Annotated in this window: 13 protein-coding genes; 6 read left to right on the top strand and 7 right to left on the bottom strand. The window is 59.2% G+C overall.

The window, feature by feature from the left end; all coding sequences use genetic code 11:
* A partial coding sequence (gene rnz / locus ERD80_RS18820) for a ribonuclease Z (protein WP_136548041.1) occupies positions 1-722 on the bottom strand: 722 nt, incomplete at its 3' end.
* A 130-nt stretch (positions 723-852) separates the two neighbouring features.
* Here rnz and gorA point away from each other — a divergent pair.
* The 3 genes from gorA to ERD80_RS18805 all read left to right on the top strand — a co-directional run bounded on the left by gorA (position 853) and on the right by ERD80_RS18805 (position 4,159).
* Positions 853-2,205 (top strand): glutathione-disulfide reductase, encoded by a 1,353-nt coding sequence (gene gorA, locus ERD80_RS18815; protein WP_058770933.1) that lies wholly within the window; start codon positions 853-855, stop codon positions 2,203-2,205.
* A gap of 141 nt (positions 2,206-2,346) precedes the next feature.
* Entirely contained in the window at positions 2,347-3,279 is a 933-nt protein-coding gene (locus ERD80_RS18810; protein ID WP_058775170.1) for a nucleoside recognition domain-containing protein, read from the top strand.
* Between the two features lie 70 nt (positions 3,280-3,349).
* Positions 3,350-4,159, top strand: a complete 810-nt coding sequence (locus ERD80_RS18805) for a hypothetical protein (protein ID WP_136548039.1) — start codon at positions 3,350-3,352, stop codon at positions 4,157-4,159.
* Between the two features lie 90 nt (positions 4,160-4,249).
* Here ERD80_RS18805 and ERD80_RS18800 read toward each other — a convergent pair whose 3' ends face one another.
* Complete coding sequence (locus tag ERD80_RS18800; protein ID WP_136548036.1) at positions 4,250-5,071, bottom strand: SDR family oxidoreductase; 822 nt, start codon at positions 5,069-5,071, stop codon at positions 4,250-4,252.
* A gap of 95 nt (positions 5,072-5,166) precedes the next feature.
* Between ERD80_RS18800 and ERD80_RS18795 the strand changes: the two genes are divergently transcribed.
* On the top strand, positions 5,167-6,069 hold the full coding sequence (locus ERD80_RS18795; protein ID WP_136548034.1) for a LysR substrate-binding domain-containing protein: 903 nt from the start codon (positions 5,167-5,169) through the stop codon (positions 6,067-6,069).
* A gap of 1 nt (position 6,070) precedes the next feature.
* Here the strand turns inward: ERD80_RS18795 and ERD80_RS18790 are convergent, their stop codons facing one another.
* Positions 6,071-6,712 carry a hydrolase gene (locus ERD80_RS18790; protein ID WP_021508093.1) on the bottom strand — a complete coding sequence of 214 codons (642 nt, stop codon included), beginning with the start codon at positions 6,710-6,712 and terminating at the stop codon, positions 6,071-6,073.
* A 253-nt stretch (positions 6,713-6,965) separates the two neighbouring features.
* Here ERD80_RS18790 and ERD80_RS18785 point away from each other — a divergent pair, with 253 nt between their 5' ends.
* On the top strand, positions 6,966-7,883 hold the full coding sequence (locus ERD80_RS18785; RefSeq protein WP_136548031.1) for a bestrophin family ion channel: 918 nt from the start codon (positions 6,966-6,968) through the stop codon (positions 7,881-7,883).
* 376 nt (positions 7,884-8,259) lie between these two features.
* Here ERD80_RS18785 and ERD80_RS18780 read toward each other — a convergent pair whose 3' ends face one another.
* From ERD80_RS18780 to ERD80_RS18765, 4 genes are all read right to left on the bottom strand, one after another.
* Positions 8,260-9,156 (bottom strand): alpha/beta hydrolase, encoded by an 897-nt coding sequence (locus ERD80_RS18780; protein ID WP_136548029.1) that lies wholly within the window; start codon positions 9,154-9,156, stop codon positions 8,260-8,262.
* 161 nt (positions 9,157-9,317) lie between these two features.
* Positions 9,318-9,665 (bottom strand): hypothetical protein, encoded by a 348-nt coding sequence (locus ERD80_RS18775; RefSeq protein WP_021507870.1) that lies wholly within the window; start codon positions 9,663-9,665, stop codon positions 9,318-9,320.
* Positions 9,666-9,691: 26 nt separating this feature from the next.
* Positions 9,692-11,041 carry a cation:proton antiporter gene (locus ERD80_RS18770; RefSeq protein WP_136548026.1) on the bottom strand — a complete coding sequence of 450 codons (1,350 nt, stop codon included), beginning with the start codon at positions 11,039-11,041 and terminating at the stop codon, positions 9,692-9,694.
* Positions 11,042-11,094: 53 nt separating this feature from the next.
* Positions 11,095-12,303, bottom strand: a complete 1,209-nt coding sequence (locus ERD80_RS18765) for an MFS transporter (RefSeq protein ID WP_031279767.1) — start codon at positions 12,301-12,303, stop codon at positions 11,095-11,097.
* Positions 12,304-12,396: 93 nt separating this feature from the next.
* Between ERD80_RS18765 and ERD80_RS18760 the strand changes: the two genes are divergently transcribed.
* A complete protein-coding gene (locus tag ERD80_RS18760; protein ID WP_021507873.1) occupies positions 12,397-13,326 on the top strand; it encodes a LysR family transcriptional regulator in 930 nt (309 codons plus the stop codon).
* Positions 13,327-13,364 lie beyond the last annotated feature (38 nt).

Raw genomic sequence — 13,364 nt, 5'->3', positions numbered from 1 at the left:
GCTTTTTCCGCCATCGCCGCTTCCAGCGTGGTTTCATGCACCATCACATCGGCGTTCGCCGCCAGCTGCAACGCCACCTCGGTGGGGCCGGTATCGCCGAAGATCGCCAGCACTTTGCCTTTGGTGGCCGGGCCAAGATAGTCGGCGCCGTTGATCTCGCGGCCATCTTCCAGCGTGATGCGTTTGCCCTGTTTCAGATCCTGATACCACGGGCCGCGCGGCACGCCTTCCGCCTTCAGGCGCGGTGCGTCAAGGAAGCCCGGCTTATCATGCTGTTCGATGCGGTAGCCATAGCACTCGACCACGTGGTTTAGCGCATAAGCAGTGACGCGAAACTCACCGTTATCCAGCACCGGACCGGCTTCGATCTCGACAATCTCCAGCGGATAGCCGGTATAAGAGCCACTCAGGCTGAGCGCAGTGTCGACAAACTGGCGCAATCCTTTCGGACCGTACAGCGTCATCGGCTCGGTCAGGCCCGCCATCGAACGGCTGGTGAGCAGACCCGGCAGGCCAAAGATGTGATCGCCATGCAAATGGGTAATAAAGATTTTTTCCAGCTTGCCGGGCTTAAGCGCCGATCGCATAAACTGATGCTGCGTCGCTTCACCACAGTCGAACAGCCAGGTCTCGCCGCGCTTCGACAGCGTCAGCGCAATGGCGGTGACGTTGCGCTGCAGGCTGGGCGCGCCCGCGCCGGTACCAAGAAATGTCAGGTGCATGATAAGTTCCTTTGAGCCAACCCCTTGCCGGCATTCAACCCTATTACATACATAGGTGCAAACTTTGCGCCGGTAACTGAAGCGGCGTTACACTCTATGCCAGTTTTCCTCCAACAGATGGACACAACGGATGACCAGACATTTTGATTACCTCGCCATTGGCGGCGGCAGCGGCGGTATCGCCTCCATTAACCGTGCGGCGATGTATGGCCAGAAGTGCGCGCTGATCGAAGCGAAAGAGCTGGGCGGCACCTGCGTCAACGTCGGCTGTGTACCGAAGAAAGTGATGTGGCACGCCGCGCAGATCGCCGAAGCGATTCACCTGTACGGTCCGGATTACGGCTTTGATACCACCGTTAATCGCTTTGACTGGTCAACGCTGGTGAAAAACCGCAGCGCCTACATCGACCGTATCCACACCTCGTACGACAACGTGCTGGGTAAAAACCAGGTAGAAGTGATCAAAGGGTTCGCGCGCTTTGTCGATGCCCACACGGTGGAAGTCAACGGCGAGACCATTACTGCCGACCATATCCTGATCGCCACCGGCGGTCGTCCCAGCCATCCGCAGGTGCCCGGCGCAGAGTACGGCATCGATTCCGACGGCTTCTTTGAACTGGAGGCGCTGCCAAAACGCGTTGCGGTGGTTGGCGCAGGCTATATTGCGGTAGAGCTGGCCGGCGTGGTGAATGCGCTGGGCGCAGAAACTCACCTGTTTGTGCGCCAGCATGCGCCGCTGCGCAGCTTCGACCCGCTGATTGTTGAGACACTGGTAGAAGTGATGCAGGCGGAAGGTCCGACGCTGCACACCGAATCGATCCCGAAAGCGGTGATCAGGAATGCTGACGGCAGCCTGACGCTGCAGCTGGAAAACGGCCAGCAGCAGACGGTGGATTGCCTGGTATGGGCAATTGGCCGCGAGCCCGCTACCGATAATCTCAACCTGGCGGTGACCGGTGTGGCGCTGAATGACAAAGGCTACATTCAGGTCGACAAGTTCCAGAACACCAACGTCAAAGGCATCTATGCGGTAGGTGATAACACCGGTGCGGTCGAGCTGACGCCGGTGGCGGTGGCGGCAGGCCGTCGCCTGTCCGAACGCCTGTTTAATAACAAGCCGGACGAGCATCTCGACTACAGCAACGTTCCCACCGTGGTGTTCAGCCATCCGCCGATTGGCACCGTCGGTCTGACCGAGCCGCAGGCGCGTGAGCAGTATGGCGACGACCAGGTAAAAGTGTACAAATCGTCGTTCACCGCCATGTATACCGCGGTAACCCAGCACCGTCAGCCGTGCCGCATGAAGCTGGTATGCGTGGGGCCGGAAGAGAAGATTGTGGGTATTCACGGTATCGGCAACGGCATGGATGAGATGCTGCAGGGCTTTGCGGTGGCGCTGAAAATGGGTGCCACCAAAAAAGACTTCGACAACACCGTGGCGATTCATCCGACGGCGGCGGAAGAGTTCGTCACCATGCGCTAACACCGCCTCAGCGCCATCATCACAGCCCCCGCCTGGGGGCTTTTTTATTTGCTGACTACTCAACAGCGCGCATACCCGCTATGATTTTTGCTTTGCTGGCCCGGCGGCCAGCGTTTTGCGGTAACGGGACGACGTCAGCACGTGAATATCATCAGCATAATTATGGAGTCGGGCAAAGCCGCGGTCGACGTCGCGCTTTACACCCTGATTCCCATCATGGTGGTGATGCTATTCATCATGAAATACCTTGAAGTGAAAGGCGTGCTGGATTTTGTCGTGCGCCACGCCACGCCGTTACTGAAGCCGCTGGGGATTACCGGCCTGGCGCTGTTCGCACTCATCCAGTTAAATTTTGTCAGTTTTGCCGCACCGCTCGCCGCGCTGGCGATCATGGAGAAGCGCGGCACGTCAGACCGCCACATGGCGGCCACGCTGGCGATGCTGTTCGCGATGGGCCAGGCCAACGCCTTTTATCCGCTGATTCCTGACGGGCTCAACTGGAGCGCTGCGCTGCTGTTCTCCATCAGCGGCGGCGTGCTGGCGGCCGCCTCAACCTATCATTTTTTTGCCCGCAAACTTTCCGACGTCGCGCTGCGCGATGAAGACCAGGGCGTGGAGAACAGCGACACGAAGCCGGGACTGATCGCCATCATCAACACCTCGGGTGCCGACGCCATTCGCCTCGCGCTCGGTTCGCTGCCGATGCTGATCCTTTCGCTGTCGGTGGTGGGCATCCTGAAGAGTGCCGGCGCCATTGAGCTGCTGACGCAGCTGCTGGCACCGCTGTTACACAAACTGCATATCGCCGAGGTGTATGTGCTGCCCGCGCTGACCAAATGCCTGGCCGGCGGCACCGCCTATTACGGCGTGGTTGCCGGTCTGGTCGAACAGGGGCAGTACAGTGCGCACAACATCAACGCCTCGGCAGGCCTGCTGATTCAGACCTTCGACCTGCCCGGCATCGGCATTTTCCTCGGGCTCTCCAGCCGTTTTCCGCGCCTGTTCCGCTTCGCCGTGCCCGGCATTTTGCTCGGCATTGCGTTGCGCGCCACGGCGCACAGCCTGCTGTTCTGATGCCCAACGCTTAATATTGACGTGATTCAGGCCGCTTTGAAAGCGGCCATCCCGACTCACGTAGCGAAAAATGACAATATTACATCCAGAGCAGCTCAGGCTTATTGAAGGTAACAAATTTCTCGGTAAAGAGCCGACACTCATCAATAGCCAGATTAATTTTCATGGTAAGAACAATATTCTGATATGTGAGGAGGGCGTAGTCCTGCAGGATTCCGTACTGGATTTTCGGGCGGATAATTCAATCATTTATTTGAGCCAAAGTGCAATACCCTACATCGTTAAAATAATTGCATTCTCAAATTCGGTCTGCTTCATTGGCAGACATAATTACTTCAATGAAAAGTTAACGCTGATTCTCTCAGAAGAAAAAAATATCATCATTGGCAATCATTGTTGTCTCTCCTTTGGTATCTGGATGCGAACCGCCGATCCTCATCTGATATATAACATTGCGGATAATCAGCGCATCAATCATTCCCGTAGCATTTATATCGGCGATCACGTGTGGATCGGACAAAACGCGATGATTTTAAAAGGTTCATCGATCCACTCCGGCAGCGTAATTGGTGCCATGAGTCTGGTGGCGGGGAAAACGATACACTCCAATAGCTGCTGGGGCGGGAACCCAGTGAGAATGCTTAAAGAGAATATTGCCTGGTCCGGAGAAAGCGTTCATCACTGGACAGAAGCGACAACGCGTGCCTGGAACATGTGCGATACCGAACCAATGCAGTTTAACCATGACGACCATGCATTAAATATTGCGGTGCTTGAACAGGGGTTTAAAGATGCCCGCAATGTTGTTGATAAATGCCAATATCTGTTGAAGCATATCGTTAAAAACGAAAATAAAAATCGTTTTTTATGGTTAAGGTAAATAAAAGAGCCAACGATATCAGCCAGTCCGTGTTAACCAGCCGCAGACCGCCATTAATAACGGTCTGCGCAACCAGGTTACACGGCAAAGTTACGCATCCGCGCCAAACGCCAGCGCTTTCTGCGCGCGCAGCTCTGCCAGCCGGGCTTCCAGCGCGGCTTCGATGTGCTGATAGGCCGTGCTGCCCAGCGCCAGCCGCAGCGGCATCGTTTCCTGATCCAGCGTCGCCAGCGTGGCCGTCACGCATTTTCCGGCATCACCCAATATAGCAAAGTCACCCGCTTCAATCGCCCGACGCAACTGACCGGATGCGTTGTCACGATAGGCGTCGAGCGGCGCGGCGATATCCAGCCCGCTGGCGAAGTTGGTGACGGTCGGGCCCGGCTCCACCAGCAGCAGCTCGATGCCAAAGCTGGCGACTTCCTGGCGCACCGCTTCGACAAAACCTTCAATGCCCCATTTGCTGGCGTGATACAGGCTGAAATTGGGATACGCCACCTGGCCGCCCTCGGACGAGATCTGCGCAATGCGGCCCCCGGCCTGCTGGCGCAAATGCGGGATGACGGCGCGAATCAGCTGGATCGAGCCGGTGAGATTGGTGGCGATCTGGCGTGCAATCTGCGCGTCGCTGAGCTCTTCCGCCGCGCCAAACAGACCGTAAGCGGCGTTGCTTACCACCACATCAATACGCCCGACGCGGGCAAAGGCGGTGGCGATGGCCGGTGCGATACTGGCCGTTTCGGCCAGATCCAGCCGCATCACCAGCAGCCGATCGCCATATTGCTGCTGCAAATCGGCCAGTGCCTGCTCGCGGCGCACCGTTGCCACCACGCGATCGCCGCGCTCAAGTAAACGTTCACTCATCAGTCGGCCCAGTCCGCTGCTGGCACCGGTTATTAACCAGGTTTTCATTTTGCGCTCCTCATGTTGAAAACCTGATGATAGATCGCTTTACTGGTGGTCATAATCTCCCCAATCGCACATGACCTGGTGAGGAAATACCACCAATGAAACGCCCCTCCTGGCACGAACTGCAGGCGATCAAAACGCTGGGCGAGCAGCGCAGCTTTCGGCGCGCCGCCGAGCTGCTTGGCCTGAAGCGCTCTTCGCTCAGCCACCTGGTGAAAACGCTGGAGCACAACCTCGGCGTGCAGCTGTTTCAGCGCACCACACGCAGCGTGTCGCTGACCGACGCCGGTGAGCAACTGCTGCAGCGTCTCGCGCCGCTGCTCAATCAGATGGATGAGGTGCTGCACGACGTCAGCCTGAGCCGCCAGCAGCAGTACGGTACGCTGCGCATCAGCGCCAGCGATGTGGTGATTGGCCTGCTACTGGATCAGGTGGTGCCCGAGTTCAGCGCGCGCTATCCCGGTATTCAGCTTGATTTCGCCGCCCAGGGCGCGCTGGTGGATATTACCGCCGCCGGGTTTGATGCCGGCATCCGTCTGATTGAAGATGTGCCGCAGGATATGGTGGCTATTGCGCTCGGCGGCCCGCTGACCTTCGTTACCGTGGCCTCGCCCGACTATCTGGCAGCGCACACGCCGGTGCGTCAGCCGCAGGATTTACTGCAGCAGCAGTGTATTCGTCATCGCCTGCCCGGGGGCAAACGCTATCGCTGGGAGTATCAGAGTGCGGAAGAAAGTCTGGAGATTGACGTGCCGGGTACGCTGACGTTAGACAATAACGCGCTGATGGCGCGCGCGGCCATCAACGGTTCAGGGATTGCGTTCGTGCCTTCGCTGTATGTTAGCGAGGCACTGCAGCAGGGGAAATTAGTGGAGCTGCTGGCCGACTGGCGCATTCAGTCGGCGGGAATCGCGCTGTGGTTCCCGCCGAACCGGCATCAGTCGATGGCGCTGCGGCTGTTTATCGACGCATTGAAAACCCGCCTGCCGCATCACCGCTGAATCAGCCCTGACGCTGCGGCGCTTTGTGCACCATGGTGTAGGCGTAGTCGACGCCCATGCCGTAGGCACCGCTGTGCTCACGCACCAGATCCATCACCGCATCGTAGGTCTCTTTGCGTGACCAGTCGCGCTGGTACTCCAGCAGCACCTGCTGCCAGGTCACCGGCACCGCACCCGCCTGCACCATGCGCTGCACGGAACGTTCGTGCGCATCAACACTGGTGCCGCCGGAGGTATCGGTCACCACATACACTTCATAACCGGCTTTCAGCGCCATCAGGGCCGGGAAAGTCAGGCACACTTCGGTCCACAGCGCCGAGATGATCAGTTTTTTACGACCGGTTTTCTCTACCGCCTCGACAAATTTCGCGTCTTCCCAGGAGTTCATGGAGGTACGCTCAATCGGCTTCGATTCCGGGTGCACCGCCAGCAGTTCTGGCCAGATGTAGCCGCTGAAGCTTTCCGTTTCTACCGAGGTGTAAATCACCGGCACGTCGAAAATTTTCCCCGCTTTCGCCAGGGCGACGGTGTTATTTTTGAGCTGCTGGCGGTCAATATTGGCGACACCAAACGCCATCTGTGGCTGATGGTCGATGAAGATCAGGGTTGAGTTCTGTGGGTCAAGCAGGTCGAGTTTAGACATGATAGTTTCCTCTAAAGTGGTTTTAAATTTGTGTGTTGTGCTGCTGGAATAAACTTTAGAGAAAGCGCGGACAAAGAGATAACGCAAAGAATTTTACAACTTGTTCAAAGCGTTTTTAGAAGCTTGATTTAAATAGATTAATTAGCCAAAGCGCAGCGTTTTTGCTGGTAAAACAGCGGCTCACCGGCGTTGATTCTGCGCCTGCGACGGGCGTAATCTGTGGCGACAAAATCATAAAAAACACCATCGCAAAATGATCGTACGTCCTCATCAACACTGGTTTCTCCGGTTGTTTGACTGGCACGGCTCAGTGCTGTCTCGCATTGCGTTCCGCCTGTCGCTTAACCTGCTGATGTCAGTGATCGCCATTCTGGGTTATCCCTGGTATTCCACGCTCGGCATTCACCTGACCACCGCACCGTTCAGCCTGATTGGCGTGTCGATCGCCATCTTTCTTGGCTTTCGCAATAACGCCAGCTACGCGCGCTTTATCGAGGCGCGCACGCTGTGGGGCAATATGCACATCACTCAGCGCTCGCTGCTGCGCCAGGTGAAAACGCTGCGCGGACTGCGTGCGGAACAGGTGCAGGAGTTTATCGGGCTGCAGCTGGCATTTAGCTGGAGCCTGAAACACCGGCTGCGTAAAACCGATGCCCAGGCCGATCTGCAGCGGTTGCTACCGCCCGTGTGGCACGCCGCGGTGCTAGGCCATCCGATGCCGACCTCGCAAATCATGTTATGCATGGGCGAATGGCTGGCGCAGCGGCGTGATGAGGGGTTAGTGACGGATATCGTCTGGCAGAGTATTGATGACAACCTTAACCATTTGTCGGCGTATCTGGGTGGCTGCGACCGGCTGGCCAGCACACCGATTCCCTTCGCCTACAGCCTGATTCTGCACCGCACGGTGTATCTGTTCTGCACCCTGCTGCCGTTCGCGCTGGTGGCGGATTTGCACCTGATGACGCCGCTGGTGTCGGTGTTTATTTCGTATACTTTTTTGTCGCTGGAGTCGCTGGCGGAGGAGCTGGAAGATCCGTTCGGCACCGCGCCCAATCACCTGCCGCTGGACGCGCTGTGCGTGAATATCGAACGCAATCTGAAAGCGATGAACAACGATTTCCCGCTGCCGGCAGCGAGCCAGCCGGACCGGTATTTTAATCTGACGTGACGGCACGAGCTGATTCAATCGCCATGCTCGCTGAGCGCACCGCATCGTAGCGGCGCGATTTATCGCGCTAATCCGACCGCTGCGCCGCTGTTTTTTGCGCAATAAATTGCGCCGCTACGGTTTGTGCGGAAGGTTACTGCTGCGCCGTTGCAAGCGCTCCTGGATTGGGACCGGTATTTTAATCTGACGTGACGGCACGGGCTGATTCAATCGCCATGCTCGCTGAGCGCACCGCATCGTAGCGGCGCGATTTATCGCGCTAATCCGACCGCTGCACCGCTGTTTTTTGCGCAATAAATTGCGCCGCTACGGTTCGTGCGGAGGGTTACTGCAGCGCCGTTGCAAGCGCTCCTGGACTGATGCGCCAGTAAAGAAATTATCCCAGCTTATCCAGCCAGCGGACATACGCCTGGTCCCACAGCGCGGCGGGGGTGCCGGCTTTACCGAGGCCAAAGCCATGGCCGCCGCTGCTCAGTTCGATCAGCTCAACCGGCACGCGCATACGGCGGCAGGCGTCGCGCATCAGCTCAGTGTTGTGGGGGTTGGAGGTATGATCGTCCTCCGCCTGCGCCAGAAAGGTTGGCGGATAGGCGCGGGTGACGTAATTTTGCACTGACCAGTTGGCTTCCTGGGTCGGCGTGGCATCATTGCCCACGATCATCTGGTGAGTACGGGTATGCTGATACGGCGCTTCAAGGGTGATAACCGGGTAAATCAGCCCGACGCTGTCTGCGGTTGGCCGGATGTCATCCAGCGAATCCTGCGGTGAATAGGTGACGAAGTCAGGCCGCGCTGCCGCCATGCCGAGCAGATGGCCGCCGGCCGAAAAGCCCAGCAGATGCACCTTGTTTTCCATCGCGTGCACCATGCGAATCGCGCGCTGCGCATCCTGCAGCGGCGCCATTCTGCCGGCCTGCCACTTTTCACCCGGCAGTCGGTAGCTGAGCACGTAGGCGGTATACCCGTTGGCATTAAGCCAGCGCGCGACCGGCCAGGCTTCGCGCCCCATGCCGATAAAACGGTAGCCACCACCAGCCGCAACGATCACCGCTTCGCCGTTGGGATTCTCCGGACGAAAGCGCTGAATGGCGGGAGAAACGATATTGGTCCACGAACCGTTAGCGCTGACTTTCAACAGGCCAGACGGACCGCCGCCACCCGGTGGGTCGTCCGGCCAGAGCGGAATAATGTCATCCCGGGCAAACAGTTTGCCCGCCGTCATGGAGAGTACGGTTGCTCCGCTAGCCAACAGAAAACGACGCCGTGTAATCATCTTGCCCAGTAGCCGGTATGGAAAATGCGCCAGCCCGAAGGCGGCGTCTCATTATGTGATGCAGGTCCTGTTTCAATCTGGCGATAATGTACGCATTTCGTACAAAAAAGCCATAAAAAAACGCGCCAGAAAAGGCGCGTATTCACGAAGAGAAGGGAAAATTAATCCTGCTGCTGGAATTGAGTCATCACCGTCTGCTCACACTGCTGCTGATCGTGACGCAGCTTCGCCCGCTCTTCTTCGCCCAGCTCCAGCCAGCCGTTGACCACTTCCTGCGCGGTTTCCTCATTGAAGGAGGGCTTGTTCATGGCCGACGGTGACTGGCTGGCCGCCAGCTGTGACTTCATTTTCTCAGTGTAGCTCTGCATGTCACCGGTTTTCTGTTCCCCGCTAACAATGTGGCACAGCTGGCTGGCGTAGATATTCTCCTGCGCGTCGGCATCCGTATCATCCGCCAGCGCGCTGGCAGACAGCGACAGCCCTACCAGGGCGATAAGCAATGCTTTCATAATAAGCTCCCGTTATTTCCAGAAAATCACGTTTCGTCTTGCTGCGCGCGTGCCGCCTGCCGGGCAGCACGCCAGTTCAGTAGAGGCGTCACCGTGATGCCGTGCAGCACAATGCTGCACACCACCAGCGTCAGCGCCATGTCCATCATCTGTTCCGCCTGCGGGCCCTGCAGCCCGTGCACCCAGGCATAAGCAATATAATTGATACTGCCGATGCCGCGAATCCCCAGCCAGCCAATCAGCATCCGCCGCATAAACGGCATTTCGCAGCGCCAGGTGGTCAGCCATACCGCCAGCGGCCGCACCACCACAAACAGCAGCAGCGCCAGGCCGATGCCGGTGAGATTCCAGTGATGCGCCAGCGTGATGCCCAGCACCACCATCATCGCTGCCGCCAGCAGGCGTTCGATAGTATCACCAAACGACAGCGCATCGCCGACCACCAGGCCGACCGATTTTACCGGGCTGCCGCCCTGCTGCTTCAGACGCTGGTTAGGATTGACCAGCACCTCTGCCGGCAGGTAGCGCTTCTCTTCCGGTAAATCTTCCAGTGGAAAGCGTTTAGTCACGCGCAGCTCGGCGCGACGTAAGCCGACGCCTGCTGCAAAAGTAGCGAGGAAGCCAGACGCATCCACCGACTGCGCCGCCGCGTAGCTCAGGGCGATCAGCGCCAGCGCGAGGAAATCATTTGGGGCCACGTCGTGATGCGCGCTGCGCAGATGGGTCGCCAGCTGGCCGATCAGCCGGCCGAGCAGATAACCAATCCCCAGCCCGCCGCCAATCGCCCATACCACATCGCGCGCCGCCCAGCCGCCCAGCAGCTCCAGACTGAAGGCGCCCGGATGCATCAGCAGCAGCGCCAGCATCAGCAGCGGCAGCGCTGAACCGTCGTTCATGCCGGCCTCGCTGGAGAGCGCCACGCGCAGCGCATCGTCATCGCGCGCATCGTTAACGGAGATCAGGCTGGCAAGCACCGGGTCGGTCGGGGCCACAATGGCGCCAAACGCCAGCGACAGCGGCCAGCCAAAGCCGGTAATCCAGTGAATCAGGCAGGCCATGCCGCCGACGGTCAGCAGCATCGCCGGGAATGCCAGCCGCAGCCCGACGCGCCACGCGTGCGCGCTCATCGGCAGACGCAGCTTGAGCCCGGTGATAAACAGCGAGGCGGCCATGGTGATTTCGGTAATATGGGCGGCGAGCTCGGCGTGGCCGATAATGTCGATTTGCAGCAGATTAAGCATCCACGGGCCGCACAGAATGCCCGCGAACAGGTAGAGACCAAACGACGTCACCGGCCCCCGGTGAATCCAGCCGGAAGCCAGTGACATCAAAAGTAGCAGACCGCCAGTGAGGGCGGTCCAGGCCAGGAAGTTCATAACGCTCCGTTTTTAAATAACATTCTCCTTTAAGCCTGGCACAGGATCGTGAATTAGTTTTGCAGATGGCGACTGGCGAGACGAATCAGCAGCGCAAGCACAGCGGCAGCCGTCGCAAGGCTGACCACGCCATTCCAGCCGAAATGGGCCAGCGCCAGGCTGCCGAGCGCCGCGCCGGTCGCCATACCGATAAACACCACGGTGAACATCAGCGCATTGAGGCGGCTGCGCGCTTCCGGCGCCAGGCTGTAGACCAGCGTCTGATGCGCCACCAGCGTGGCCTGCACGCCAAGGTCAAAGCCGATGGTGCTGAGGATAATCAGGCCAAGCTGCGCCGGCACCGGCAGTACCGGCAACAGGAACATCAGGGCAAACGACACCATCACCAGCGTGGCGCCATACTGGGTGACACGCGCCGGGCCGATGCGGTCGGCAAAACTGCCCGCCAGCGGCGCGGCCAGCGCCCCGGCGGCACCGGCCAGACCGAAGGCCCCTGCCACGGCGCTGTCGAGATGGAAGCGATCGCTCAGCATCAGCGCCAGGGTAGACCAGAAGGCGCTAAAACTTACCGACAGCAGGCCCTGCGCCAGCGCCGCACGGCGCAGCGTCTGGTGATGCTGCCACAGATGCGCCAGCGACAGCAGCAGACGCGGATAGCTCACCGTGGTGCCCGGCGTAAAGCGCGGTAACGCGCGCCACAGCGCCAGACTGCTCAGCAGCACCGCCGCCGCCGCCATCATGTACATGGTGCGCCAGCCCAGATACTCCGCCACCACGCCGCTCACCACGCGCGACAGCAGAATGCCGACCAGCAGCCCGGTCATCACCGTGCCGACGGTTTTGCCACGGCTGCGCTCCGGTGCCAGCGCCGCTGACGCCGGCACAATGTCCTGCGCCACGGTAGCGGTTAATCCGGTAACAAAGCTGGCGATCAGCAACGCATTGATGCCGCCGGAAAAGCCGCACAGCAGCAGCGCGGCGACCAGCAGCAAGCCTTTAACCAGAATGATGGTGCGGCGATCGTGGCGGTCACCGAGCGGGGCCAGCAGCAGAATCCCCAGCGCGTAACCGGCCTGGGTCAGCATCGGTACCATACCAACGCTGCCAATGCCCACATTGAACTGTTTACTGATGATATCCAGCATCGGCTGGCTGTAGTAAATCGATGCCACGCTGAGACCGGCACCGGCCGCCAGCGTAAACACCAGCGGTGCCGGCAGCTTTTCAGCAGGCATGGCAGAAGATTGAGACATGGCAGACATAGTGGTTTTCCCCCGTGATGATGCGCTTATTAAAGCGCGTTGCGGCCATACGCGGTAGACTGCTATGACACAGAACTGTTATGCATGGTACGTATGAGCACACTCACCAGCGTTGACCGCATCGAACTGATGCAGACGTTTATCCGCATTGTTGAAAGCGGCTCGCTGTCGGCGGCCGCGGCGCAGCTCGGCACCACCCAACCCACCGTGAGTCGCCGTCTGCAGGCGCTGGAACAACGGCTCGGCCTGAAACTGATTTTACGCACCACCCATGCGCTGAAACTCACCGACGACGGGGAACGCTGCTATGCCCAGGCGCGGCAGCTGGTGGCGACCTGGCACGCGCTGGAAGATGAGTTAACCGGCGCGAATGACGACCCGATCGGCACGCTGCGTGTGCGTGCGCCGCATGCGTTTGGTCAGGATCAGTTGATTGCGCCGCTGATGGATTATCTGCAGCGCTATCCGCGCCTGGCAGTGGAGTGGATGCTCAACGACCGCACGCCGGACTTTGTCAGTGAAAACGTTGACTGCGCCATTCAGGTCGGCGCGCCCACCGATCCGTCGGTGGTGGCGGTGCTGCTGGCGGAAGTGCCGCGCTTTGTCGTTGCGGCACCGGCGCTGCTGGCGGCTCATGCGCCGGTGAAAGAGGTTACCCAGCTGACGCAGCTGCCGTGGCTGGCGCTGACCAGTTTTTATCGTAACGAAATTGCGCTGCAGCGTCTCAGCGACGGCCAGCCGATCAACTTGGCGATTGCCCCGCGCCTCGCCAGCGATAGCCTGTACGCGGTGCGTAAAGCCGCGCTGGCGGGCATGGGCGCCGCGATTGTGTCGTCATGGGTGGTGCAGGAGGACTTAGCCAGCGGCGCGCTGGTGCAGCTGGTGCCGGACTGGCAGGCGCCGCCGCTGCCGGTGTGGCTGACCTACCCGTGGGCCAGTTATTATCCGGCCCGCCTGCAGCATTTTTTCGCGATGATCAGGGACGTGATGCCGCAGCTGACCGGCACGCAGCCGGTGCGGTAAGGAGCCAGGTCGCCATTCAGGTTTTTGTAGGGTGCGCA

Source organism: Pantoea sp. R102, assembly GCF_004916815.1.
Taxonomy (GTDB): Bacteria; Pseudomonadota; Gammaproteobacteria; order Enterobacterales; family Enterobacteriaceae; genus Pantoea; species Pantoea dispersa.
The sequence above is the reverse complement of the archived record's forward strand: the minus strand, read 5'-3'. Positions and strand labels throughout refer to the sequence as shown.

Bases quoted from the DNA above. Each gene is read 5' to 3' on its own strand.
- ERD80_RS18765 (WP_031279767.1), bottom strand. From the start codon at position 12,303: ATGTCTGCCATGTCTCAATCTTCTGCCATGCCTGCTGAAAAGCTGCCG.
- ERD80_RS18790 (WP_021508093.1), bottom strand. From the start codon at position 6,712: ATGTCTAAACTCGACCTGCTTGACCCACAGAACTCAACCCTGATCTTC.
- ERD80_RS18800 (WP_136548036.1), bottom strand. From the start codon at position 5,071: ATGAAAACCTGGTTAATAACCGGTGCCAGCAGCGGACTGGGCCGACTG.
- ERD80_RS18760 (WP_021507873.1), top strand. From the start codon at position 12,397: ATGAGCACACTCACCAGCGTTGACCGCATCGAACTGATGCAGACGTTT.
- gorA (WP_058770933.1), top strand. From the start codon at position 853: ATGACCAGACATTTTGATTACCTCGCCATTGGCGGCGGCAGCGGCGGT.
- ERD80_RS18805 (WP_136548039.1), top strand. From the start codon at position 3,350: ATGACAATATTACATCCAGAGCAGCTCAGGCTTATTGAAGGTAACAAA.
- ERD80_RS18770 (WP_136548026.1), bottom strand. From the start codon at position 11,041: ATGAACTTCCTGGCCTGGACCGCCCTCACTGGCGGTCTGCTACTTTTG.
- ERD80_RS18780 (WP_136548029.1), bottom strand. From the start codon at position 9,156: ATGATTACACGGCGTCGTTTTCTGTTGGCTAGCGGAGCAACCGTACTC.
- ERD80_RS18785 (WP_136548031.1), top strand. From the start codon at position 6,966: ATGATCGTACGTCCTCATCAACACTGGTTTCTCCGGTTGTTTGACTGG.
- ERD80_RS18795 (WP_136548034.1), top strand. From the start codon at position 5,167: ATGAAACGCCCCTCCTGGCACGAACTGCAGGCGATCAAAACGCTGGGC.
- ERD80_RS18775 (WP_021507870.1), bottom strand. From the start codon at position 9,665: ATGAAAGCATTGCTTATCGCCCTGGTAGGGCTGTCGCTGTCTGCCAGC.